The organism is Burkholderia sp. HMSC10F09 (assembly GCF_001806955.1).
In the GTDB taxonomy this organism is placed as follows: domain Bacteria; phylum Pseudomonadota; class Gammaproteobacteria; order Burkholderiales; family Burkholderiaceae; genus Burkholderia; species Burkholderia multivorans.
Map to the genome: position 1 here is coordinate 19,932 of NZ_KV786636.1, position 20,597 is coordinate 40,528.

Annotated in this window: 18 protein-coding genes and 1 pseudogene; 7 read left to right on the plus strand and 12 right to left on the minus strand. The window is 67.8% G+C overall.

Features of this window, described 5'->3' with window-relative positions; translation table 11 throughout:
- The 8 genes from xylB to HMPREF3115_RS09675 all read right to left on the minus strand — a co-directional run.
- Positions 1–926 (minus strand): xylulokinase (gene xylB / locus HMPREF3115_RS32335; RefSeq protein ID WP_256276115.1); only part of this gene is annotated, 926 nt, incomplete at its 3' end.
- A complete protein-coding gene (locus HMPREF3115_RS09645) occupies positions 923–1,858 on the minus strand; it encodes an AraC family transcriptional regulator (protein ID WP_059940703.1) in 936 nt (311 codons plus the stop codon). The genes xylB and HMPREF3115_RS09645, both read right to left, overlap by 4 nt.
- A 32-nt stretch (positions 1,859–1,890) precedes the next feature.
- On the minus strand, positions 1,891–3,090 hold the full coding sequence (locus HMPREF3115_RS09650; RefSeq protein WP_006410219.1) for an ABC transporter ATP-binding protein: 1,200 nt from the start codon (positions 3,088–3,090) through the stop codon (positions 1,891–1,893).
- A 3-nt stretch (positions 3,091–3,093) separates the two neighbouring features.
- Positions 3,094–4,128, minus strand: coding sequence for an NAD(P)-dependent alcohol dehydrogenase (locus tag HMPREF3115_RS09655; RefSeq protein WP_070554257.1), 1,035 nt, complete (start codon positions 4,126–4,128; stop codon positions 3,094–3,096).
- Between the two features lie 10 nt (positions 4,129–4,138).
- Positions 4,139–4,969 (minus strand): carbohydrate ABC transporter permease, encoded by an 831-nt coding sequence (locus tag HMPREF3115_RS09660; protein ID WP_006404555.1) that lies wholly within the window; start codon positions 4,967–4,969, stop codon positions 4,139–4,141.
- Entirely contained in the window at positions 4,957–5,907 is a 951-nt protein-coding gene (locus tag HMPREF3115_RS09665; protein ID WP_227747561.1) for a carbohydrate ABC transporter permease, read from the minus strand. The genes HMPREF3115_RS09660 and HMPREF3115_RS09665 overlap by 13 nt, the downstream gene beginning before the upstream one ends.
- Complete coding sequence (locus HMPREF3115_RS09670; RefSeq protein ID WP_232356517.1) at positions 5,891–7,156, minus strand: ABC transporter substrate-binding protein; 1,266 nt, start codon at positions 7,154–7,156, stop codon at positions 5,891–5,893. The genes HMPREF3115_RS09665 and HMPREF3115_RS09670 overlap by 17 nt, the downstream gene beginning before the upstream one ends.
- Before the next feature lie 507 nt (positions 7,157–7,663).
- Positions 7,664–7,819 (minus strand): DUF3309 family protein, encoded by a 156-nt coding sequence (locus tag HMPREF3115_RS09675; protein WP_006404550.1) that lies wholly within the window; start codon positions 7,817–7,819, stop codon positions 7,664–7,666.
- A 198-nt stretch (positions 7,820–8,017) separates the two neighbouring features.
- Between HMPREF3115_RS09675 and HMPREF3115_RS09680 the strand changes: the two genes are divergently transcribed.
- The 6 genes from HMPREF3115_RS09680 to HMPREF3115_RS09705 all read left to right on the plus strand — a co-directional run bounded on the left by HMPREF3115_RS09680 (position 8,018) and on the right by HMPREF3115_RS09705 (position 13,604).
- Entirely contained in the window at positions 8,018–8,692 is a 675-nt protein-coding gene (locus tag HMPREF3115_RS09680; RefSeq protein WP_053298042.1) for a histidine phosphatase family protein, read from the plus strand.
- Between the two features lie 31 nt (positions 8,693–8,723).
- Complete coding sequence (locus HMPREF3115_RS09685; protein ID WP_006404548.1) at positions 8,724–9,755, plus strand: phosphotransferase; 1,032 nt, start codon at positions 8,724–8,726, stop codon at positions 9,753–9,755.
- A gap of 44 nt (positions 9,756–9,799) precedes the next feature.
- Positions 9,800–10,564 carry an SDR family oxidoreductase gene (locus HMPREF3115_RS09690; RefSeq protein WP_070554258.1) on the plus strand — a complete coding sequence of 255 codons (765 nt, stop codon included), beginning with the start codon at positions 9,800–9,802 and terminating at the stop codon, positions 10,562–10,564.
- Positions 10,565–10,571: 7 nt separating this feature from the next.
- Entirely contained in the window at positions 10,572–11,330 is a 759-nt protein-coding gene (locus HMPREF3115_RS09695) for an SDR family NAD(P)-dependent oxidoreductase (RefSeq protein WP_006404546.1), read from the plus strand.
- 34 nt (positions 11,331–11,364) lie between these two features.
- Positions 11,365–12,609 carry an acyl-CoA dehydrogenase family protein gene (locus HMPREF3115_RS09700; RefSeq protein WP_059781151.1) on the plus strand — a complete coding sequence of 415 codons (1,245 nt, stop codon included), beginning with the start codon at positions 11,365–11,367 and terminating at the stop codon, positions 12,607–12,609.
- Between the two features lie 98 nt (positions 12,610–12,707).
- Positions 12,708–13,604 carry a LysR family transcriptional regulator gene (locus HMPREF3115_RS09705; RefSeq protein WP_006397616.1) on the plus strand — a complete coding sequence of 299 codons (897 nt, stop codon included), beginning with the start codon at positions 12,708–12,710 and terminating at the stop codon, positions 13,602–13,604.
- Between the two features lie 107 nt (positions 13,605–13,711).
- Here HMPREF3115_RS09705 and HMPREF3115_RS09710 read toward each other — a convergent pair whose 3' ends face one another.
- The 4 genes and pseudogenes from HMPREF3115_RS09710 to HMPREF3115_RS09725 all read right to left on the minus strand — a co-directional run.
- Positions 13,712–14,821, minus strand: coding sequence for a J domain-containing protein (locus tag HMPREF3115_RS09710; RefSeq protein ID WP_070554260.1), 1,110 nt, complete (start codon positions 14,819–14,821; stop codon positions 13,712–13,714).
- 65 nt (positions 14,822–14,886) lie between these two features.
- The gene (locus HMPREF3115_RS09715) at positions 14,887–17,262 is read right to left on the minus strand and encodes a DNA polymerase II (protein ID WP_070554261.1); all 2,376 of its coding nucleotides are present in this window, start codon (positions 17,260–17,262) and stop codon (positions 14,887–14,889) included.
- 107 nt (positions 17,263–17,369) lie between these two features.
- On the minus strand, positions 17,370–18,986 hold the full coding sequence (locus tag HMPREF3115_RS09720; RefSeq protein ID WP_227747560.1) for an EAL domain-containing protein: 1,617 nt from the start codon (positions 18,984–18,986) through the stop codon (positions 17,370–17,372).
- Between the two features lie 442 nt (positions 18,987–19,428).
- Positions 19,429–19,656 (minus strand): annotated as a pseudogene (locus tag HMPREF3115_RS09725) (hypothetical protein); the annotation flags it as partial.
- Positions 19,657–20,041: 385 nt separating this feature from the next.
- Between HMPREF3115_RS09725 and HMPREF3115_RS09735 the strand changes: the two are divergent.
- Positions 20,042–20,597, plus strand: a 556-nt coding sequence (locus HMPREF3115_RS09735) for a diguanylate cyclase (protein ID WP_070554263.1), incomplete at its 3' end; no start/stop codon positions are given.

Sequence of the window (20,597 nt, forward strand, 5' to 3'; positions counted from 1 at the left end):
TGCGCGCGTGCGAGCCAGTCGAGGCTCGCGGCGGCCGACAGGATCACGCTCATCTGGTGCCAGCGTCCTTCGACGCAGTGGCAGAACGCGTGCACGGCGGCATCCGGGTTCGGCGCGAAGCGGTCGTTGCCGGCGAACAGCACACCCGACGTGCCGAGCGAGAGGAAGCCGCTGCCCGCGCCGGTGACGCCCATGCCGAGCGCCGAGGCCGCGTTGTCGCCGGCGCCGCCCGCGATCGCGACCGGTCCGGCGATTCCCCATTCGCGCCGCAGCGCATCGCGCAGCTGCGCGGCGGCGGCGTTGCCTTCGACGACGCGCGGCATCTGCTCGCGCGACAGTCCGGTGGCGGCGAGCATCCGGTCGGACCAGTCGCGGCGCGCGCAGTCGAGCCACAGCGTGCCCGACGCGTCCGACATGTCGGACACGAACTCGCCGGACAGGCGCCACGCGACGTAGTCCTTCGGCAGCAGCACTTTGTGTACCGCGCGGAACACCGCCGGCTCGTACTTCGCGAGCCACATCAGCTTCGGCGCGGTGAAGCCGGGCATCGCCATGTTGCCGGTGATCGTGCGCGATTCGGGCACCAGCGCCTCGAGCTCGACGCATTCGGTGCCGGCGCGCGTGTCGTTCCACAGGATGGCCGGGCGCAGCACCTGGCCCGCGCGATCGACGAGCGTCGCGCCGTGCATCTGCCCGGACAGCGCGATGCCGCGCAGCGCGGCAAAGCCGGCCGGATGCGCGGCGCGCACGGAGGCGATCGCATCGAGCGTCGCGTGCCACCACGCCTGCGGGCTCTGCTCGGACCAGTGCGGGTGCGGCCGGCTGATCGACAGCGTGGCCGATCCGGTCGCGAGCGGGACCGATCGGGAATCGGTGAGAAGAACCTTGACCTCGGACGTGCCGAGATCGATGCCGAGAAAAGTCACGTATGAAGCGTCCTGTCTGGGGCGCGTGACGGCGCTCGCCGCGAGGGCGGCGCATCGTCGCGGCCATGCGGTTCGTTGAGCCGGTGCAGCGCGCGGAACTTCGACGGCGGCACCTGTTTCATCGCGAGAAACTGTCGATTGAAGTTCGACAGGTTGTTGAAGCCGACCCGATAGCAGATGTCGGTGACCGTCAGGTCGGAGAACATCAGCAGCTCGCACGCCTCGTTGATGCGCAGCCGGTTCAGATAGCGGACGAACGACGAACCCGTATGGCGGCGGAAAAAGCGCGTGAACGTGCTGACGCTCATGCCGGCGAACGCGGCGACGTCCGCCTCGCGCAGCATGCCGGGCAGATTCTGCTGCAGATACGACAGCACCTGGTTGATCGTCGACGACATGTAGTGCTGCGCGTCGATCCGGTAGCCGGGGCCGGCGAGCACGCGCCGCTCGCGGCACGACGACAGCCGGTCGAACAGCGACATCAGGATCTCGACGCGGCGGCAGCCGTGCGCGTTCGCGAGCTCGAGCATCAGCGGTGCGACCTCGAGGCCGACGCGATCGGGAAACTGCACGCCGCGCGATGCGTCGTCGATCAGCTCGATCACCGGCTGCAGCTCGCTGAAGGCGCCGACCATCTTCTCGATCGCGTCGCGCGAGAACTGCAGCACGACGTCGCGCGACGGCACGCGTTCGCCGTCGGCGAGCTCGCTGACCCAGTTGTGCGGCAGATTCGGGCCGGTGACGATCAGGTTGCCCGGACCGAAATCGCCGATGTGGTCGCCGACGAACATCTTGCCGTGCGACGCCTGGATCAGATGAATCTCGTACTCCGGGTGAAAGTGCCACTTCGCGACCGAATGCGGATAGTCATGGACCCACGCACGAAACGATTCGTCGCGATGGGTAGGAACGATCTCGAGATCCGGGTTCATCGTGTGCTCCGTCTGCGTGGCGTGCCGGCGCGCTACGGGCGGGACATCGACCAGCCTGTCGCGGCGGGCGGCACGGTGTGCGCGGCCTGCGCGGGCGGCGTCGCGGGCGCGACCGGGTCGGCGTTCGCGTCCGGCAGCGTGACGTTGCGCTCGGTGCCGGCGTCGAACAGATGCAGCGCCGCTTCGTCGAAGCGCAACGCTACCACGGTGCCCGGCGCCGGAGCCATCGGGGCCGGCACGAGGGCCGCGCACGGCCGGCCGTGCCAGTCGAGCGTGACGAGCGCCTCCGCGCCGAGCAGCTCGACGAGTTCGACCGTGCCGGTCAGCGCGAGCGCGTCGGGCCGCGCGTCGCCGTCGGCCGCGAGCCGCAGATGGTTCGGGCGGATCGCGACCTTCACGTGCCGGCCGTGCTGCAACTGCGCGAAGCGCGGCGCCGCGAGCGGCCAGCGCACGCCGTTGCAGTCGAGCAGCACGCTCGAGCCCGCGCGCTCGATCGTGCCGTCCGCGAAATTCATCGCCGGCGTGCCGACGAAGCCGGCCGCGAACACCGTGTGCGGCTGCCCGTACAGCTCGGCCGGCGTGCCGATCTGCTCGATGCGGCCGCCGCGCATCAGCACGACGCGATCGGCGAGCGTCATCGCTTCGAGCTGGTCGTGCGTCACGTACAGCGTCGTCGTCTTCAGCCGCCGGTGCAGCCGCTTGATGTCGCCGCGCAGCTGCGTGCGCAGCTTCGCGTCGAGATTCGACAGCGGCTCGTCGAACAGGAACACCGCGGGCGTCTTGATCATCGCGCGCGCGATCGCCGTGCGCTGCTGCTGCCCGCCCGACATCGCCCTCGGCCGGCGGTCGAGCAGCGCATCGAGGCTCAGGATCTGCGCGACCTCGCGCACGCGGCGATCGATCTCGTCGGCCGGCAGCTTCAGCCGGCGCAGGCCGAACGCGATGTTGTCGTACACCGTCATGTGCGGGTAGAGCGCGTAGTTCTGGAACACCATCGCGACGTTGCGCTCGCGCGGCGGCAGGTCGTTGACCACCGCGTCGCCGATCACGAGCTCGCCGCCGGTGATCGCCTCGAGGCCCGCGATCATCCGCAGCATCGTCGATTTGCCGCAGCCGGACGGGCCGAGCAGCACGATGAATTCGCCGTCGGCGATGTCGAGATCGAGCGGATGCAGCACGGCAGGGCCGCCGTCGTAGTGTTTCGATAACGCGTTGCAGACGATCCGTGCCATGGCTCAATCCATTTCGATCTGAATCTTGACGTCGCGCGGATGGCCGCTCGCCGCTTCCTCGAATGCGCGCACGCCTTCGGAGAACGGGAACGTGCGCGAGATGAACGGCTTCACGTCGATCGCGCCGGATGCGATCAGCGCGAGCGCGCGCGGAAAGATGTTCGCGTAGCGGAACACCGATTCGATCCGGCCTTCCTTCGCCTGCAGCGCGACCACGTCGAGCGGCACCGGCGCGACCGGCATCCCGATCAGCACCGCGCAGCCGCCCGCGCACATCAGGGCGACGAGATTCGCATAGGCGTTCGCGCTGCCGCTCGCTTCGAACACGACGTCCGCGCCCCAGCCGCCGGTGACGTCGGCTACCGCGTCGGCGAGCGATGCGGTGCGCACGTCGACGGTCGTGACCGCCGGGTTGCCGTCGAACAGCGCGAGCTTGTCGGGCACAACGTCGGCGAGAATCACGCGCGCGGCGCCGCCCGCGAGCGCGGCGAGCGTCGTCATCGCGCCGATCGTGCCTGCGCCGATCACGACCGCGATGTCGCCGGGCTTCATCGCGGCCTTCTTGGCGGCCTGCAGCCCGATCGACAGCGGCTCGACGATCGCGCCCTCGGCGAACGACACGTTGTCGGGCAGCCGGTACGTGAACGCGGCCGGATGCACGACGTACGGCGTCAGGCAGCCATGCACCGGCGGCGTCGCCCAGAAGCGCACGTCGGGATCGAGGTTATACAGCCCGCGCAGCGTCGCGGGCGAATCGAGGCGCGGCACGCCGGGCTCCATGCATACGCGGTCGCCGACGCGCAAGTGCGTGACGTCCGCACCGGTCTCGACGACGATGCCCGCCGCCTCGTGGCCGAGCACCATCGGCGCGTCGACGCGGAACGGGCCGATTGCGCCGTGCACGTAGTAATGCACGTCGCTGCCGCAGACGCCGACCGTATGAATCTTGATCCGGACGTCGCCGGGGCCGACCTCGAGCGGCAGGTCGATATCGCGCAGCGCGAGCTCGCGCGTGCGTTCGAGTACGAGCGCTTTCAACGCATCCTCCTTATTTTCCCTTGACCATCGAATTGAGCAGACGGCTCAGCATGCCGACGAACACGAGCGGCGGCAGCGCGAGCAGCACCGTCGACGCGTTGATCACGCCCCACGGCACTTCCTGTCCGAGCGACGTGAACGCCGATGCCACCACCGGCAGCGTCGCGCTGCGCGACGACGTCAGCGCGAGCGCGATCATCAGCTCGTTCCACACGAGCACGAAGCTGAACACGATGCCGCCGAGCAGCGTGCTCGCGCACACCGGCAGCGCGATATGCCAGAACACCGCGTACGGCCCGTAGCCGTCGAGCGCGGCCGCTTCCTCGATCTCGCGCGGCAGCCGGCGGAACACCGGAATCGACAGCCACGTGATCGTCGACAGCGTGACGAGCAGGTACGTGACGATCATCGACAGCTTCGTGTCGTACAGCCCGAGATCGACCCAGATCGCGATCAGCGGCACAGCGATCGCGACCGGCGGCAGAAAGCGCAGCGACAGCAGGAAGAACTGGATGTCGCGCTTGCCGCGTATCGGATAGCGTGCGATCGCATATGCGGCCGGCACGCCGAGCAGTGCGCCGAGCACGACGGCCGCGCCGACGATCGCGATGCTGTTGCCGAGCCCGATCAGTACTTCGGGGCTCGACAGCACCTGCTCGTAGTTCGCGAGCGTCGGCACGAACAGGAAGCGCGGCGTCGGCGTCACGATGTCGAGCAGATGCTTCAGCGAATTCAGCACGGCCCAGAACAGCGGGAACGCGGCGACGAGCAGGATCGCGGCGCCGATCGCGACGGTGAGAGCCGGCGCTGCGATGCCGCCGCGGGCGGTCAGTCGTCCCATTTGTTGACCCTCTTCCAGATGAGCGTGAAGACGAGCGTGGTCGCGACCATCATCAGCACGGCCATGCTCGACGCATACGACACCTTGCCGGCGAGGCCGATGCCCTGCTGATACGCATACAGGTCCAGCGTCTCGGTCGCGATGCCGGGGCCGCCCTTGGTCATCACGTAGATCAGGTCGAACGAACGCAGCGACTCGACCATCTTGATGAACACCAGGCTCACGAGCGGCGCCTTCAGCATCGGCAGCGCGATATACGCGTGCACCTGCCACGTCGTCGCATAGTCGAGCCGCGCGGCTTCGAGCGGCTCCTGCGGCAGCGTCTCCAGCAGCTTCAGGATCACGACCGCGAAGAACAGCCCCCACTGCCACACGTCGACGAGCGCGACCGCGTACAGCGCGAGATGCGGATCGGCGAGGAACGCGGTGTTGCCGATGCCGAGCGCGCCGAGCAGCCAGCTCACGATCCCGGTGAGCGGCGCATACATGAACTTCCAGATGAACGCGGCCGACACGCGCGGCAGCAGCACCGGCATGATCAGCACGAGCGACGCGATGCGCCGCCAGCGTCCGTGCACGCGCTCGAACAGGAACACCGCGAGCGCGATCCCGACGATCACGGCGCCGGCTACCGTGACGATCTCCCACAGCGCCGACACCTCGATCGCATTGACGAAGCGGCGGTCGGACGCGAGCCGGAGGAAATTGCGCAGCCCGACGTATTCGCTGTCCGGGTAGCGCAGCACGCGATTGCGCAGCGCGAGATTGATCGCGGCGATCGTCGGAACGAGGCTCAGGACCGCGAGCAGCACGAGGGTCGGCGCGAGGAACACCCACGGCAGGCTCGTGCGGTCGCGCCGCGTGCGGCCGCGCGCGGCGCGCGCGACCGTTGTCACGCCGAGCGCATGCGCGCCGGCGCCGTCATTTGCGAGTGCCATGTTCGAGCGCATCCTTCGCGTACTGGGTTGCGTCGTCGAGCGTGCCGCGCACGTCGGTCTGCGTGCCGGTGAACACCTGTTCGAGCGCGATGCCGAGGTTGTCGCCGATGTCGGGCCACTGCGGCGTGCGCCAGATCGTCACCTGCGTGACGGGGTTCGTGTCGTTCAGGCCGGCCTGGATCTGCGGCGCGACGTGCTGCTTGAAGTACGGGCTGGCGATCGTGCTCGAGCGGTTGTAGTCGCTGAACACGCCGTTGCGCAGCCGCGCCTGTTCCTGCTCCTTGCTGGTCGCCCATGCGATGAAGCGGCCGGCCGCCATCCGCGTGCAGTCGTCCTTCGCGCCGAGCGCCGAGATCGCGAAGCCGTGTCCGTAGGCGGCCGACGGCAGCGGCGCGGGCGGACGCGTATAGCCGACCTTGCCCGCGACCGTCGACTTGCTCGCATCCTCCATCCAGTCCGCGAACGGCGTCGATTCGATCATGAACGCGACCTTGCCGGAGCGGAACGCTTCGAGCGCGTTGCTCCAGTCGTAGGTCGCGGAGCCCGGCGGCGCGTACTTGAACAGCTCGCTATACAGCTGCGTGGCCTTCACTGCGGCCGGCGAGTCGAACGCGGGCTGCCCGCTCTTGTCGGTCCACGTGCCGCCCATCCCGAGCATGAACGGCGCCCAGCGCCACACGTTCATTCCCGAGCCGCGCTGGCCGCGCGCGACCCAGCCGTACAGCTTCGGCGGCGCGTTCAGCTTCTTCACCGCGGCGACGAGCTCGTCGAGCGTCTTCGGCACCGGAATGTGCGCAGCGTCGAGGATGTCGCGGCGATAGAACAGGAAGTCGCCGCCGCCGATCAGCGGCGCGAAGTATGCGACGCCCTTGTAGCTCGCGACCGCGCGGCGGCCCGGCAGGAAATCGTCGTAGTCGTATTCCTTCGGGTAGTACTTGAGGAGCGGCACGATCCAGCCGGCCGACGCGAATTCGGCGACGTTCGCCTCGTCGACGTAGTAGACCTGATACGAGCCCGCGCCGGTCGACGCGTCGAGCCGCGATTTCGCGCGGCGATCGTTCTCGCCGAAGTAGCTGATCTCGACCTTGGTGCCGCTCTGCTTCTCGTAGCCGGGCAGCGATTTTTCCATGACGGACAGACCGAGACTCTTCTGCGCGAGCACGCGCAGAGTCGGCACCTTGCACGCCTGCGCGGCGGCGATGCCCGGCAGACAGGCGCCGAGCAGCACGCCCGCTGCGACGATTCGCATCTTGTTCACCCGTGTCTCCTTGATTGTGTTTGTTCGATTGCCGTCGGCGACGGCAGAGCCAATGGTGGGACGCGCGCACGCGGTTCACCACATCAAAAGGAAAGACGGGCCGATACTTTTTGCTCAGGTTCGGTCGTGCATTGCACAAAATGTGGTGGTCGATGTGCGCGCAACGGTCCTGTCGCGTGGTTTGACGCACTGCAGCGGCAGGCGCGTGCGGTCGTGTGCGGCCGTGGCGAAGCGGCGAGTCCGGTCAGCGGACCGAAGCGGTGACGGCGCGGAGCGCGGTCGCGAAGTACGCGGTGTGCGGATGCGGATGAAAAGCGGGAGACCGACGCGTATGGGCATCGGTCTCCCGGATGAAGGTGCTGCGAAACGTTTACGACGTGACAGCCCGATGTAAAGAATTCATGGTGGGCCGTTCGCAGCGCACGCGGTTCGGCGAGCGGCGCGCGCGGGCGGCGCCGGCGTAAGGCGCCGATTTGCGCGCGATGCGCGTCGCCCGGCTCATATACGACCCATCAACACCAGTATCACGACGATGATGACGATTAACCCGACCGTTCCCGACGGCCAATAGCCCCAGCTTCGGCTGTGAGGCCATGTAGGAAATGCTCCGATGAGCAGCAGAATCAGTATGACGATAAGGATCGTACCGAGCATCGCACCCCTCCTTTGAATTCGAGATGACAGTGTCTGCCGTCGCAATTCGTGTGCCGCTTCGGCGGGGTGCGACGACAAAGATGCCGTTCGACGCGCATCAATTCGCATCGTGAATACAGGGCGATTCAGAAAATAAATTTCGAAAATGCGGGCGTGCTCGCTATGCTGGCCCTTCCGTTTCGATCTGCGGGACATGCGATGGCTGAACTCTTTTTGGTGCGGCACGGGCAGGCGTCGTTCGGCACCGACGACTACGACAGGCTGTCCGACGTCGGCGTGCAGCAGGGCGTTTGGCTCGGCGAATACTTCGCGCGCGGGCATGCGCCGTTCGATCGCGTGATCTGCGGGACGATGACGCGGCATGCGCAGACGGTCGACGCGATCCTGCGCGGCATGGGGCGCGACGACATGCCGGTCGAGCGCCATCCGGGCCTGAACGAGTACGACTTCCACCGACTGTTCGCGGCGGCGGCCAGCGATTACCCGGAGATCGCGCGGCTTGCGGCCGGCTCGATGCACGAGCATTTCCGCGCGTTGAAGCAGGTGCTGCAGCTGTGGACGGAAGACCGGCTCGGCCCGGCGGCGCCGGAAAGCTGGGCGCACTTCCAGCAACGCGTGGCCGATGCGCGCGCGGCGATCCGGCAGTCGGGCGGCAAGCGCGTGCTCGCGGTCAGTTCCGGCGGGCCGATCGCGGTGACGATCCAGCAGGTGCTGACGGCGCCGCCCGCGAGCGCGATCGCGCTGAACCTGCAGATCCGCAACAGCAGTCTTTCGCAGTTTTTCTTCAACGCCGAAGCGTTCCATCTGGCGTCGTTCAACGGGATCCCGCATCTGGAGGATCCGGAGCGACAGTCGTTCCGGACCTACGGCTGATCCGAACACGCACTCACGAACGATCGCGACGATGACGAACACCACCCAGCAACTCGACGTTGGCCGCCTTGCGCGTTATCTCGAACGGCATGTTCCGGGCTTCGAAGGGCCCGTCGACGCGGAGAAGTTTGCCGGCGGCCAGTCGAACCCGACCTTTCTGCTGACCGCGAAGAGCGGCCGCTACGTGCTGCGTCGGCAGCCGCCGGGCGAACTGCTGAAGTCCGCGCACGCCGTCGACCGCGAGTTCCGCGTGCTGAGCGCGCTGTCGCGCACCGCGGTACCGGTCGCGCGGCCGTATCACCTGTGCGAGGACCGCGACGTGATCGGCAGCCTGTTCTACGTGATGAGCTACGAGGACGGCCGCATCTTCTGGAATCCGGCGCTGCCGGAACTGCCGCAGGCCGATCGCTCAACCTGCTACGACGCGGTGCTGCGGACGATGGCCGCGCTGCACGACGTCGACGTCGACGCGGTCGGCCTCGGCGACTACGGCCGCCCCGGCAACTATTTCGAACGCCAGATCGGCGTGTGGACAAAGCAGTATCGGGCGGCGGAAACGGAGCGCCTCGACGCGATGGAGATGCTGATCGACTGGCTGCCGCGCGCCTGCCCGGACGATACCGGCCGCCCCGCGCTCGTTCACGGCGATTTCCGGCTCGACAACCTGATGTTCGAACGCGACGACTATCGCGTGAAGGCCGTGCTCGATTGGGAACTGTCGACGCTCGGCAATCCGCTCGCCGATCTCGCGTATTTCTGCATGTGCCTGCGTCTGCCCGCGGACGGCCATATTCCGGGGCTCGCGGGCCAGGACCGCGCGGCGCTCGGCGTGCCGGACGAAGCGCAGATCGTCGCGCGCTACTGCGCGCTGCGCGGGATCGAGCCGATTCGCGACTGGCATTTCTATCTCGCGTTCAGCTTCTTCCGGCTCGCGGCCATCGCGCAGGGCGTGAAGGCGCGCGCGCTGCAGGGCAACGCGTCGAACGAGCAGGCGCTGCGCGTCGGCGCGATGGCGGGGCGGCTCGCGGAGCAGGCGGTCCGCGTGATCGACGCGCATCGCTGAGCCGCGCAACGACCTGACGACATTCAATGGAGGAGCGAAAGACAATGGCAACGAACCTGTTCGACCTGACCGGCAAGATCGCGCTGGTGACCGGCGCAAGCCGCGGCATCGGCGAGGAAATCGCGAAGCTGCTCGCGCAGCAGGGCGCGCACGTGATCGTGTCGAGCCGCAAGCTCGACGACTGTCGCGCGGTGGCCGACGCGATCGTCGCGGCGGGCGGCCGCGCAGAAGCGCTCGCGTGCCACGTCGGGCGCATGGAGGACATCGCCGCGACGTTCGAGCAGATCCGCAACAAGCACGGCCGTCTCGACATCCTCGTGAACAACGCCGCCGCGAACCCGCATTTTGGGCACATCCTCGATACCGATCTCGCCGCCTACGAGAAGACGGTCGACGTGAACGTCCGCGGCTACTTCTTCATGTCGGTCGAGGCCGGCAAGATGATGAAGGCGCAGGGCGGCGGTGCGATCGTCAACACGGCGTCGGTGAACGCACTGCAGCCGGGCGACCGGCAGGGCATCTACTCGATCACGAAGGCCGCGGTCGTCAACATGACGAAAGCGTTCGCGAAGGAATGCGGGCCGTTCGGCATCCGCGTGAACGCGCTGCTGCCGGGCCTCACGAAGACGAAGTTCGCCGGCGCGCTGTTCGAGGACAAGGACATCTACGAGACGTGGAAAGCAAAGATCCCGCTGCGCCGCCACGCGGAGCCGCGCGAGATGGCGGGCACCGTGCTGTATCTGGTGTCCGACGCGGCGAGCTATACGAACGGCGAGTGCATCGTCGTCGACGGCGGGCTGACGATCTGAGCGCGCGATGAAGATCGACAGCTATGCCGGTCAGGCGGTGATGATCACCGGCGCCGCGAGCGGTTTCGGCGCGCGGCTTGCGAGCGAACTGGCCGCGATGGGCGCGCGGCTCGCGCTCGGCGATCTGAACGCGGACGCGCTCGAGCGCGTGGCCGCGCCGCTGCGTGCGGCCGGCGCGGACGTGATTGCGCAGCGCTGCGACGTGCGCATCGAAGCCGACGTCGCCGCGCTCGTGCAGGCGGCGGTCGCGCGCTATGGGCGGCTCGACGTCGGCGTGAACAACGCGGGCATCGCGCCCCCGATGAAGGCGCTGATCGACACCGACGAAGCCGATCTCGACCTGAGCTTCGCGGTCAACGCGAAGGGCGTGTTCTTCGGCATGAAGCATCAGATCCGGCAGATGCTCGCGCAGCGCGAAGGCGTGATCCTGAACGTCGCGTCGATGGCCGGGCTTGGCGGCGCGCCGAAGCTGGCCGCGTATGCGGCGTCGAAACATGCGGTGGTCGGGCTCACGAAAACGGCCGCGCTCGAATACGCGCGCCACGGTATCCGCGTGAACGCGGTGTGCCCGTTCTACAGCACGACGCCGATGGTCACCGACAGCGATATCGGCGACCGGCAGGACTTTCTCGCACAGGGCTCGCCGATGAAGCGGCTCGGCCGCCCGGAAGAAATCGTCGCGACGATGCTGTCGCTGTGCGCGAAGGAAAACACCTATCTGACCGGGCAGGCCGTCGCCGTCGACGGCGGTGTCTCGGCCTTCTGAACCGAACGCAGCACCGAATCTCGAGGAGTCGATCATGGACTTTGGCTACACCCCGAAAGTGGAAGAACTGCGCGAACGCGTGCGCGCATTCATGGACGCGCACATCGTGCCGCGCATTCGTCAATGGAACGACGAAGTGCATGCGGGGCAGTATCCGGTGTCGTTCATGGAAGACCTGAAGGCGCGCGCGAAGGCCGAAGGGCTGTGGAACCTGTTCCTGCCGCATCTGAAGGACGACGAACCGGGCACGCGCCTGACGAACCTCGAGTACGCGCCGCTCGCCGAAATCATGGGGCGCGTCGGCTGGGCGTCCGAGGTGTTCAACTGCAATGCGCCGGACACCGGCAACATGGAGCTGCTGCACATGTTCGCGACGCCCGAGCAGCGCGAGCAATGGCTGCTGCCGCTGCTGCGCGGCGAGATCCGCTCGGCGTTCGCGATGACGGAGCCCGACGTCGCGTCGTCCGATGCGACGAACATCACGACGCGCATCGTGCGCGACGGCGACGACTACGTGATCAACGGCCGCAAGTGGTTCATCACGAACGCCGCGCATCCGAACTGCAAAATTTTCATCGTGATGGGCAAGACCGATCCCGCGGCCGAATCGCATCGCCAGCAGAGCATGATCCTCGTGCCGCGCGATACGCCGGGCGTGACGGTCGTGCGCAACATCACGGTCGTCAATCACTACGCACCGGAAGGGCATTGCGAGATCACGTTCGACAACGTGCGCGTGCCCGCGCGCAACCTGCTCGGCGAGGAAGGCAGCGGTTTCGCGCTCGCGCAGGCGCGCCTCGGGCCGGGCCGCATCCACCACTGCATGCGTTCGATCGGCGCGGCGGAGCTCGCGCTCGAACTGATGATCGACCGCGCGCAGGCGCGCGAAGCGTTCGGCAAGCCGCTGAACCGGCACGGCACGGTCGGCGAGTGGATCGCGCGCTCGCGCATCGAGATCGACCAGGCGCGGCTGCTCGTGCTGAAGGCCGCGTGGATGATCGACAAGGTCGGCGCGAAGGCGGCGCGCAAGGAGATCTCGATGATCAAGGCGCTCGTGCCGACCGTCCATACGAACGTGTGCGACCGCGCGATGCAGCTGTTCGGCGCGGCCGGGCTGAGCCCCGACACGCCGCTCGCCGATCACTGGACGTGGGGCCGCGCGCTGCGCTTCGCCGACGGTCCGGACGAAGTGCATCTGCAGTCGATCGCGCGGATGGAGATCAAGCAAGCGGTGCCCGGCGCGAGTGCGCCGTACCTGACGCCGCCGCCGCGCGGCTGAGCGTCGCAGGCGGCGCCGCGCACGTCGGCGCCGCCGCGGGAACGAACATGGACGAACGGGCGGCGCGCGCCGTAAGATGCCGGCGAGGAGGCTTCGCGATGCGCCTATCGAAGATTGATCTGAACCTGTTCGTCGTATTCGACGCGATCTACAACAAGCGCAACCTGACGCGTGCGGCCGAACTGCTGAACCTCACGCAGCCTGCCGTCAGCAACGCGCTCGCGCGGATGCGCAAGACGCTGAACGATCCGCTGTTCGTCAGCACGCCGGCCGGAATGATGCCGACGCCGTTCGCGGAAAACATCGTCGGGCGCGTGCGCGAGGCGTTGCAGCTGCTCGATTCGAGCGTGCATGAAGGCGACGTGTTCGATCCGGCGTCGTCGGAGCGCGTGTTCCGGCTGAGCATGAGCGACCTGACCGAAGCGCTGCTGCTGCCCGCGCTCGGCGAACTGCTGCAGCGGCAGGCGCCCGGCATGCACGTGCGCAGCTACACGATGGATCGCCGCGAGATTGCGACCGCGCTCGCGAACGGCACCGTCGACATCGCGATCGACGCGCCGCTGCTCGGCGACCCGCATCTGCATCAGGCGCCGCTCGTGCGCGACCGCTATGCGTGCATGATCCGCGACGGTCACCCGTTCAAGGGCGACACGCTGACGATGGACGACTATCTCGCGATGGGGCACATCCACGTGTCGAGCCGCCGCAAGGGCAGCGGACACGTCGATGCGGAGCTGACGCGGCTCGGGCTGCGCCGGAACATCCAGATGCGTGTGCAGCACTACATGGTCGCGCCGCTGATCGCGATGCGCGGCGATCTCGCGCTGACCGCGCCGCTGCGGCTGCTGCAGCGCTATCCGGCACGCATTCTCGAACTGCCGTTCGAGATGCCGGGCCTCGAATACTTCTGCTACTGGCATCGCAGCGCGGATCAGGATCAGGCGAACCGGTGGCTGCGCGAGCGGCTCGCGGAGTTGATGCGCGATATCGTCTGATGCGCGCGGCGCAGGCGAAGGCGGACGCGGAGGCCGCGGCGGTATGGCAGCGGCTCGCGGCACGCCGAATGCGCGGGTAAACCGCAGCGCATTCGCGCTCGCCACGACTAGTGGTCGAACCGATGCCCGCGCTTCACGTCCTTCAGCCAGTCCTTGACGTGGTCGAGATCCGCGAACGCCCGCAGTGCCACGTTCAGCTCGTGAATGCCGCGCTGCACGCTGGCCATGTCTCGCGCGAGCACGCGCATGACGGTATCGGGCGCGAGCTTGACCGACGACGCGATCCCATACGTCCGCCGGAAATCGGCTTCGACGTGCTGGACTTCCTGATCCAGCTCGCGCAGCTGTTCCTCGAGGATGCCGTTGTAGCGCGCCAGCCGCTCTTCACCGAAGCTGTCGATCGCGTGCTGATCGATCTGCTCGATCTCCAGCTGCAGTTCGAGCAGTTGCAGCAGCTTGCCTTTCGCATAAGCGTCGTTGACGCGCTGCATCAGCGCGGTCTTGCGTGCCTGCTCGCGCGGATCCGTTTCGCGATCGGGATGCAGCGCGCTGGCGAGCTTGCGATAGATCTCGCGGATCGACCGGCTCGATGCCGCCTGCTCGGCTTCGCGTTTCGCCTGCGCGGCGGATGGCCGCGGCGCTTTCCTGCGCTTGGCGCGCTGCGCTTCGCGGGCCGCGTGGCTGGCCATGTCGCGCTCGAACTGTTCGTCGAGTTCGGCCTGTATGCGCGCGGCGAGTTCCTCGGGCGACAGCGTGTCGAGGTCGTCGATCGGCTCGTCGCCCGGCGTCGGTTCCGGCTTCGTGTTCGTCGTGCGGCGATCGGTCGTCGCGTCGCTGTCGACGCCGGACCCACCGTGCCGGTTGTAGATGACGCTCAACTGCGCGTCGTCGCTGACGTCGAGCAGATCGCGCGCCATGTCGGCGATCAACCCCGAAAGGATGCGTTGCTCGGCCTTGCTCAGTCCTTTTTTCAGAAAGGCGTCGTCGAGCAAATGGACGAGCCTGGTCCGCAGCGCGGTCGACGTCCGTTCGAGCGGCAGCAATCCGTCGACGAACTTTTTCTGGAACGCCGGCATCACGGCTTCCCACGCAGCGAGACGTTCGCGTCGCTTGTCGATTTGCTCGACGAGCGCATTGAACGTTTTGCGGGCTTTCGACAGGCGAGTGCTTTCGTAACCGGGTGCGATGGCGACCGCGGTGCCGCGACGTGCGGTCATGTTGGTGTCCTCCGGCTGCGGCGGAACGCGCAGCAGGTCGCTATTCTAGCTGGCCGGATGCGCGTTCATTCGAGAAACAGCTGCCCTTGTCCCGACACGACGCGTTCGAAATCGTCGCGCAGAAACGGCAGGATCGCATCGGCGACGGGCTGCAGCTGCCGGCTCACATAGAACCCGTAGTCGATCGGCGCGTGCGTCGCTTCGAGCGGCTCGGGCCCGGCCGTCGTCATCACGTAGCTGATCCACCCGCCGCGCTGATATTGAAGCGGCCGGCCGTTGGCCTGATTGAATTCGTCGGCGATCCGCGCCGCGCGCACGTGCGGCGGCACGTTGCGCTGATATTCCCGCAGCGGCCGGCGCACGCGCTTCCGATAGACGAGCAGCGCGTCGAATTCGCCGGCGAGCGTGCGCTGCACGTAGTCGCGGATGAAGTCCCGATAGGGCTCGCGCCGGAACACGCGACGATACAGCTCGCGCTGGAACTGCTGCGCGAGCGGCGTCCAGTCGGTCCGGACCGTTTCGAGTCCCTTGAACACGAGGTCTTCGCTGCCGTCGGCCGCGGCCGCGAGCCCCGCATAGCGCTTCTTGCTGCCTTCTTCCGCGCCGCGCACGGTCGGCATCAGGAAGCGGCGGTAATGCCGTTCGTATTGCAGCTCGAGCGCGCTGTCGAGCCCGAAGCGTTCGCGCAGGTGCGTGCGCCACCAGCCGTTCACGTGCGCGACGAGTGCACGACCCTTGCGCGCGGCTTCGTCGTCGTCGTGCGCGCGGCCGAGCCAGACGAAGGTCGAATCGGTATCGCCGTAGATCACGTCGAAGCCCTGCGCTTCGATCAGTTCGCGCGTGCGATGCATGATCTCGTGGCCGCGCATCGTGATCGACGACGCGAGACGCGGATCGAAGAACCGGCAGCCGGTCGAGCCGAGCACGCCGTAGAACGAGTTCATGATGATCTTCAACGCCTGCGAGAGCGGCGCGTTGCGCTGGCGCTTCGCGTCGTCGCGGCCTTCCCACACGCGCCGCACGATGTCGGGCAGACAGTGCGCGGTACGCGAGAAGCGCGCGCCGAGAAAGCCGGGCACCGACGCGTCGTCGTCGGGATGCGCGAGCCCCTCGATGAGTCCGACCGGATCGATCAGGAACGTGCGGATGATCGACGGATACAGGCTCTTGTAGTCGAAGACGAGCACCGAGTCGTACAGGCCGGGCCGCGAATCCATCACGAAGCCGCCCGGACTGTTCTGCCCGGTCACGTCGCCGAGATTCGGCGCGACGTAGCCGAGCCGATGCATGCGCGGCAGATACAGATGCGTGAACGCGGCGACCGAGCCGCCGGTGCGATCGGCCGCGAGCCCGGTGACCGTCGCGCGTTCGAGCGCGAACGACAGCAGGTCGGCCTTCGCGAAAATGCGCGTGACGAGCTCGCAGTCCTTCAGGTTGTAGCGCGCCAGCGCCGGCTTGTCGTGATCGAAGCGGCGCTGGATTTCGTCCATCCGCTGATACGGGTTGTCGATCGACTTGCCTTCGCCGAGCAGTTGCTGCGCGACGTATTCGAGGCTGAACGACGGGAAGCTCCACGTCGCGGACTTCAGCATGTCGATGCCGTCGAGGATCAGCCGGCCGGCCGCGCCCGCGAAGAAATGATCGGGCTGCTGCCCGTGCGCGCGCCAGTCGAGCACGCTGCCGCCGCGGCCGAGCTTCAGCGGCACGCCGAGCTGCTCCGCATGCGTATGCAGCACGCGCAGATCGAACTGCACGAGGTTCCAGCCGATGATCGCGTCGGGATCGTGCGCGTCGAACCAGTCGTTGAGGCGCGCGAGCATCGTCGCGCGGTCGTCGCAGTAGTCGAGATCGAAATCGCGCGCTTGGGCCGCGTCGCCGTTCGGCGGCCCGAGCATGAACACCTGTCGTTGTCCGCAGCCTTCGAGCGCGATCGAATAGAGATCGCCGTGGACGCTCGTTTCGATGTCGAGCGACACGCAGCGCAGCGCGGGGCGATAGTCGGTCGCGGCTTTCAGTTCCGCGTCGACGAGCGTGCGCGCATCGCCGTGCCGGCCGCGAAACCGCACCGGTGCGGTGATGAAGCGCTCCATCGTGTAGCGGTCGGGCGGCTGTACGTCGGCTTCGTAGACGTCGACGCCGGCTGCCGCGAGCCGCTTCTGCAGCGCGGTGAGGTGCCGGTAGCGTCGGCAGTACAGGCCGACCACCGCGCGCTGCCGGAAATCGCGCAGCGCGAGCGGGCGCAGCTCGGCGTCGCGCTCGCCGGCGAGCACGCGTTCGGCGAGCGGCTGCTGTTCGGCCGGCACGAACGCGACCGCCTCTTGCGGACGCAGCCGCACGCGGCGTGGCCCGTGTTCGGTCGCCAGCCAGAACTCGACCTCGACGCCGGCCGACGTGTCACGCCAATGTCGGGTAAGGATGAAACCCTGCTCGAACTCCGTCAAAACGCACGCTCGCGATGGATGCCCAGGCGGCGGATTGTAGCGCCTGCGCACGCGGCATGCCGCACGCCGTGCCGCGTGCCGCGTGCCGCGGTGCGGCGATGCGCCGCTCAGGCCGGCGCGGGCGCGAGGCCGTCCTTGAGATGCTCGGCGCGTTGCGGCCGCTGATAGAGGTAGCCCTGCGCATACTGAATACCAACCGCATGCAGCGCGCGATGCTGTTCTTCCGTTTCGACGCCTTCCGCGACGATCTTCAGTCCGTAGTGGTGCGCGACCGCCGCGATGCCCTCGATCAGGCGCGCGCTGCCGCCGTCGAGCTGCGCGACGAACTGGCGGTCGATCTTCACGTAGTCGAACGGGAAGCGCGTCAGCATGTCGAGATTGCTGTGCTGCGTACCGAAGTCGTCGATCGCGAACTTCACGCCCTTCGCGCGCAATGCGGCGAACATCGCGGTCGTCCGCGGATTTTTCTCGAGCAGGACGCGCTCGGTCACTTCGAGAACCAGCGTGAAGCCGGGCGGCAGGCGTCGGATTGCCTCGTCGACGATCGACATGAAACGCGGGCGCTCGAGATCCTTCGGCGCGACGTTGATCGCGATGCGCAGCGGCATCGCGGGCGCGAGCGCTGTCAGCTCCGACACGGCCGTGCGCAGCACGTATTCGGTCACGCGCGGCAGCACGGCGCTCGACTCGACCTGCGGCACGAACGCGGTCGGGCTGATCGCCCCCCACTTCGGGTGATGCCAGCGCAGCAGCGCTTCGACGCCGACGGTCCGGCGCGTTTCGATCTCGACGATCGGCTGATACACGACGTGGAATTCATTGCGCCGCAGCGCATCGCCGACGGCCTTCAGCAGCAGCCGGCGCGGCGCTGTCGCGATCAGGTAGGCGGCGACGACGAGCGCGTCGACGAGCAGCGCGATCGTGCCGAACAGCAGCCGATAGCGGCGCTCAACCTGCGACACGTATTGCGCCGACGCAACGACCGACACCGTGAACGGCCAGGCGCGCGACGCGATCGCGGTGCCGCGCGGCCGCACGGCGCGCGACGCAGCAATGAAGCGGCCGCGATGATCGAGGCGGCCCGCGCCCGCGATCGAGAGCGTCGCGCTTTCGGCGCCGTAGCTGCCGCTGTGCGCGAGCGCGTCGGCGACGTAGTCGCCTTCGATCAGATACAGCACGCCGGCATCGCGCGCGGTCGCGCGAAACGCGACGAGCACCGGGATGCCGCGCTGATACGGCGTCTCGGGCAGCAGCGTGATGCTCATGCCGTCCGCGGCCGGCGTGGCTGCCGGCGCGCGCACGTAGGCGTCGAGCGGCGCATCGATCGCGCCGAGGGCGGACGAACAGGTCAGCCGGCCGCCGTTGACGAGCGCGATCGCACGCAGATAGCGCAGCCGCGTTTCGGCTTCCGCGAGCGACGCGAAGATCTGTCTGCACGGCCGGCCGACGAGCGGCGGGAGCGCGTCGGCATGGCGCGAGCGCAGGCTGTTGAGGATGCGATCGACCGACGCGGCGATGTCGCCGGCCACAAGGCCTTCGTGCCGCGCGACGGCGTCGCCCGCATAACGCTCGGCCAGCACGAATGCACCGGCGGGCACGAGCACGCACACGGTCACGACGGCGGAGAATGCAAGCCGCAACCAGACGGCACTACGCTGGAAGACGGGCTTCGCGCCCGAGGTCGGCGCCGGTATCCCCGCAGTCGCCTTTGTTGTTGTGCGCATGGTGGCAAATGAACCGGTCGAATGGGCCGATCGCGAGCATGCGGCATGCCTGGTCCGGGCAATGCGGCTCGCGGTTGCGGTCGTTCACGTGCCTGGAGCGCTTGCTCGGCGAGGCGGGCCCGGTGGACGCGTATCGTCTCGGGCCGCAGGCCGAAAAATACCCCGGCCGCATCGCTGTGCGGCCGGGGCGAAAGCACCTTCTCTTGGCACGAGGACGGCGCGTTCGCAGTATAAGACGCACCGCACGATTACGGAATAACGATTTGTAATAAACGGTACGACCTGGAAATTGAGTCGTTGAAGGAAATATTGCCGCGTGCCTATGCCCGTACCTGCGGCGCGCGCGGCGCGCTCACGCGCTGCTTTCCGATACGCCGTCGTTGGCCGGGTTCGCGGCGATGCGTGCGTGCGGCGGCGGCGCATCGTCGGCCACGTTGACTTCGAGCTGCGGCGGACGTCGGCGGGCGGGCGCCGGCGGCGTCGGATCGAACGCGTCCAGCAGCGAGCGGCCGCGCGCGGTCAGATGCGCGCGCCGCGTACCGCCGGCGGCATGTTCGAGCATCACGAGCTGGCGTTCCAGCAACGTGTCCAGTTCGGCGCGGGTCATATCGAGCTGATCGGGCGCATGACGGACCAGCATCAGTGTCGCGAATTCGTGAGGGCTGAGCATGTTCGTCTCTCGGGTTCGATCGTCGGGAATGAACGCGGCGGCGCGCGGTGCAGCGACGTGCGCGGTTCGATCGGGCTGCGTTCGGCGCGTGGCGCGAGCGCGGCACGCGCGAGGGCGCGCGCCGCACGGCCGTCGGCGCAGGAACGATGCGTCGGCTTGCGACGCGAAGAGGGCGGCGGGCGTGGCTCGTCGCGGGCTTCCGATCGAGCCGCGCGTCGAACGGCAACCGGACGACGCGTGACCGTTCGTCCGTCCGTGACCGCTTCGTCGACACACCGATCGAAACACGCAGCGCGCAAACAGCGGCTGCCTTGAGCGACACCTAAAATAGATCGGCAAGCGCAAATTTCAAGAGGCTCTTCGACCCAGCACATACGGAGGCTTCATGGATCTATTCGACATCGTGGAAGAGCAGATGGACGCGATGCGGCTGCCGCTGTACGCGGTGACCGTGACGGCGGCGGCACGCGTGAACACGCCGCTGATCGCGATCCTGCACTGGCACGGCTTTCGTCGCGAAACGCCGCTCGAGCTGCCGGGCATCGCGATACCGCCGCGCCCGGTGCCGGGCTGCGCGATCCAGATCGGCAGCGCGTGGCACGCCTTCGAAGCGGTCGACGCGATGCTGCTCGACGCCGCGTGGCGGCTCGGCGCATGGGAGCTCGAACGCATCGAGCGGCGCGCATGCACCGAGATCGGCGCGCCGGCATCCGAAGCGCTCGCGTGCCGCCAGGCATTCGGCGACTACGACAGCGGCGCGCCGGCCGAGCACCATCTCGTCGACGGCGCGCCCGATCGCGGCGAACTGATGCAGCTCGCCGCGCGCAAGGGCTACATGCGGTGGATGTTCCGGCCCGTGAAGGGCGGGCTGTGGCGTGCGCTCGACGAGCGCGACGACACGCTCGACGCCGACGGCGGCCGCCGCCCGCCGTGTCCGGTCG

Excerpts from the sequence above, each read along its gene's own strand:
- HMPREF3115_RS09645 (WP_059940703.1), bottom strand. The coding sequence starts at position 1,858 with ATGAACCCGGATCTCGAGATCGTTCCTACCCATCGCGACGAATCGTTT.
- HMPREF3115_RS09650 (WP_006410219.1), bottom strand. The coding sequence starts at position 3,090 with ATGGCACGGATCGTCTGCAACGCGTTATCGAAACACTACGACGGCGGC.
- HMPREF3115_RS09660 (WP_006404555.1), bottom strand. The coding sequence starts at position 4,969 with ATGGGACGACTGACCGCCCGCGGCGGCATCGCAGCGCCGGCTCTCACC.
- HMPREF3115_RS09665 (WP_227747561.1), bottom strand. The coding sequence starts at position 5,907 with ATGGCACTCGCAAATGACGGCGCCGGCGCGCATGCGCTCGGCGTGACA.
- HMPREF3115_RS09670 (WP_232356517.1), bottom strand. The coding sequence starts at position 7,156 with ATGCGAATCGTCGCAGCGGGCGTGCTGCTCGGCGCCTGTCTGCCGGGC.
- HMPREF3115_RS09675 (WP_006404550.1), bottom strand. The coding sequence starts at position 7,819 with ATGCTCGGTACGATCCTTATCGTCATACTGATTCTGCTGCTCATCGGA.
- HMPREF3115_RS09680 (WP_053298042.1), top strand. The coding sequence starts at position 8,018 with ATGGCTGAACTCTTTTTGGTGCGGCACGGGCAGGCGTCGTTCGGCACC.
- HMPREF3115_RS09685 (WP_006404548.1), top strand. The coding sequence starts at position 8,724 with ATGACGAACACCACCCAGCAACTCGACGTTGGCCGCCTTGCGCGTTAT.
- HMPREF3115_RS09690 (WP_070554258.1), top strand. The coding sequence starts at position 9,800 with ATGGCAACGAACCTGTTCGACCTGACCGGCAAGATCGCGCTGGTGACC.
- HMPREF3115_RS09695 (WP_006404546.1), top strand. The coding sequence starts at position 10,572 with ATGAAGATCGACAGCTATGCCGGTCAGGCGGTGATGATCACCGGCGCC.
- HMPREF3115_RS09700 (WP_059781151.1), top strand. The coding sequence starts at position 11,365 with ATGGACTTTGGCTACACCCCGAAAGTGGAAGAACTGCGCGAACGCGTG.
- HMPREF3115_RS09705 (WP_006397616.1), top strand. The coding sequence starts at position 12,708 with ATGCGCCTATCGAAGATTGATCTGAACCTGTTCGTCGTATTCGACGCG.
- HMPREF3115_RS09710 (WP_070554260.1), bottom strand. The coding sequence starts at position 14,821 with ATGACCGCACGTCGCGGCACCGCGGTCGCCATCGCACCCGGTTACGAA.
- HMPREF3115_RS09720 (WP_227747560.1), bottom strand. The coding sequence starts at position 18,986 with ATGCGCACAACAACAAAGGCGACTGCGGGGATACCGGCGCCGACCTCG.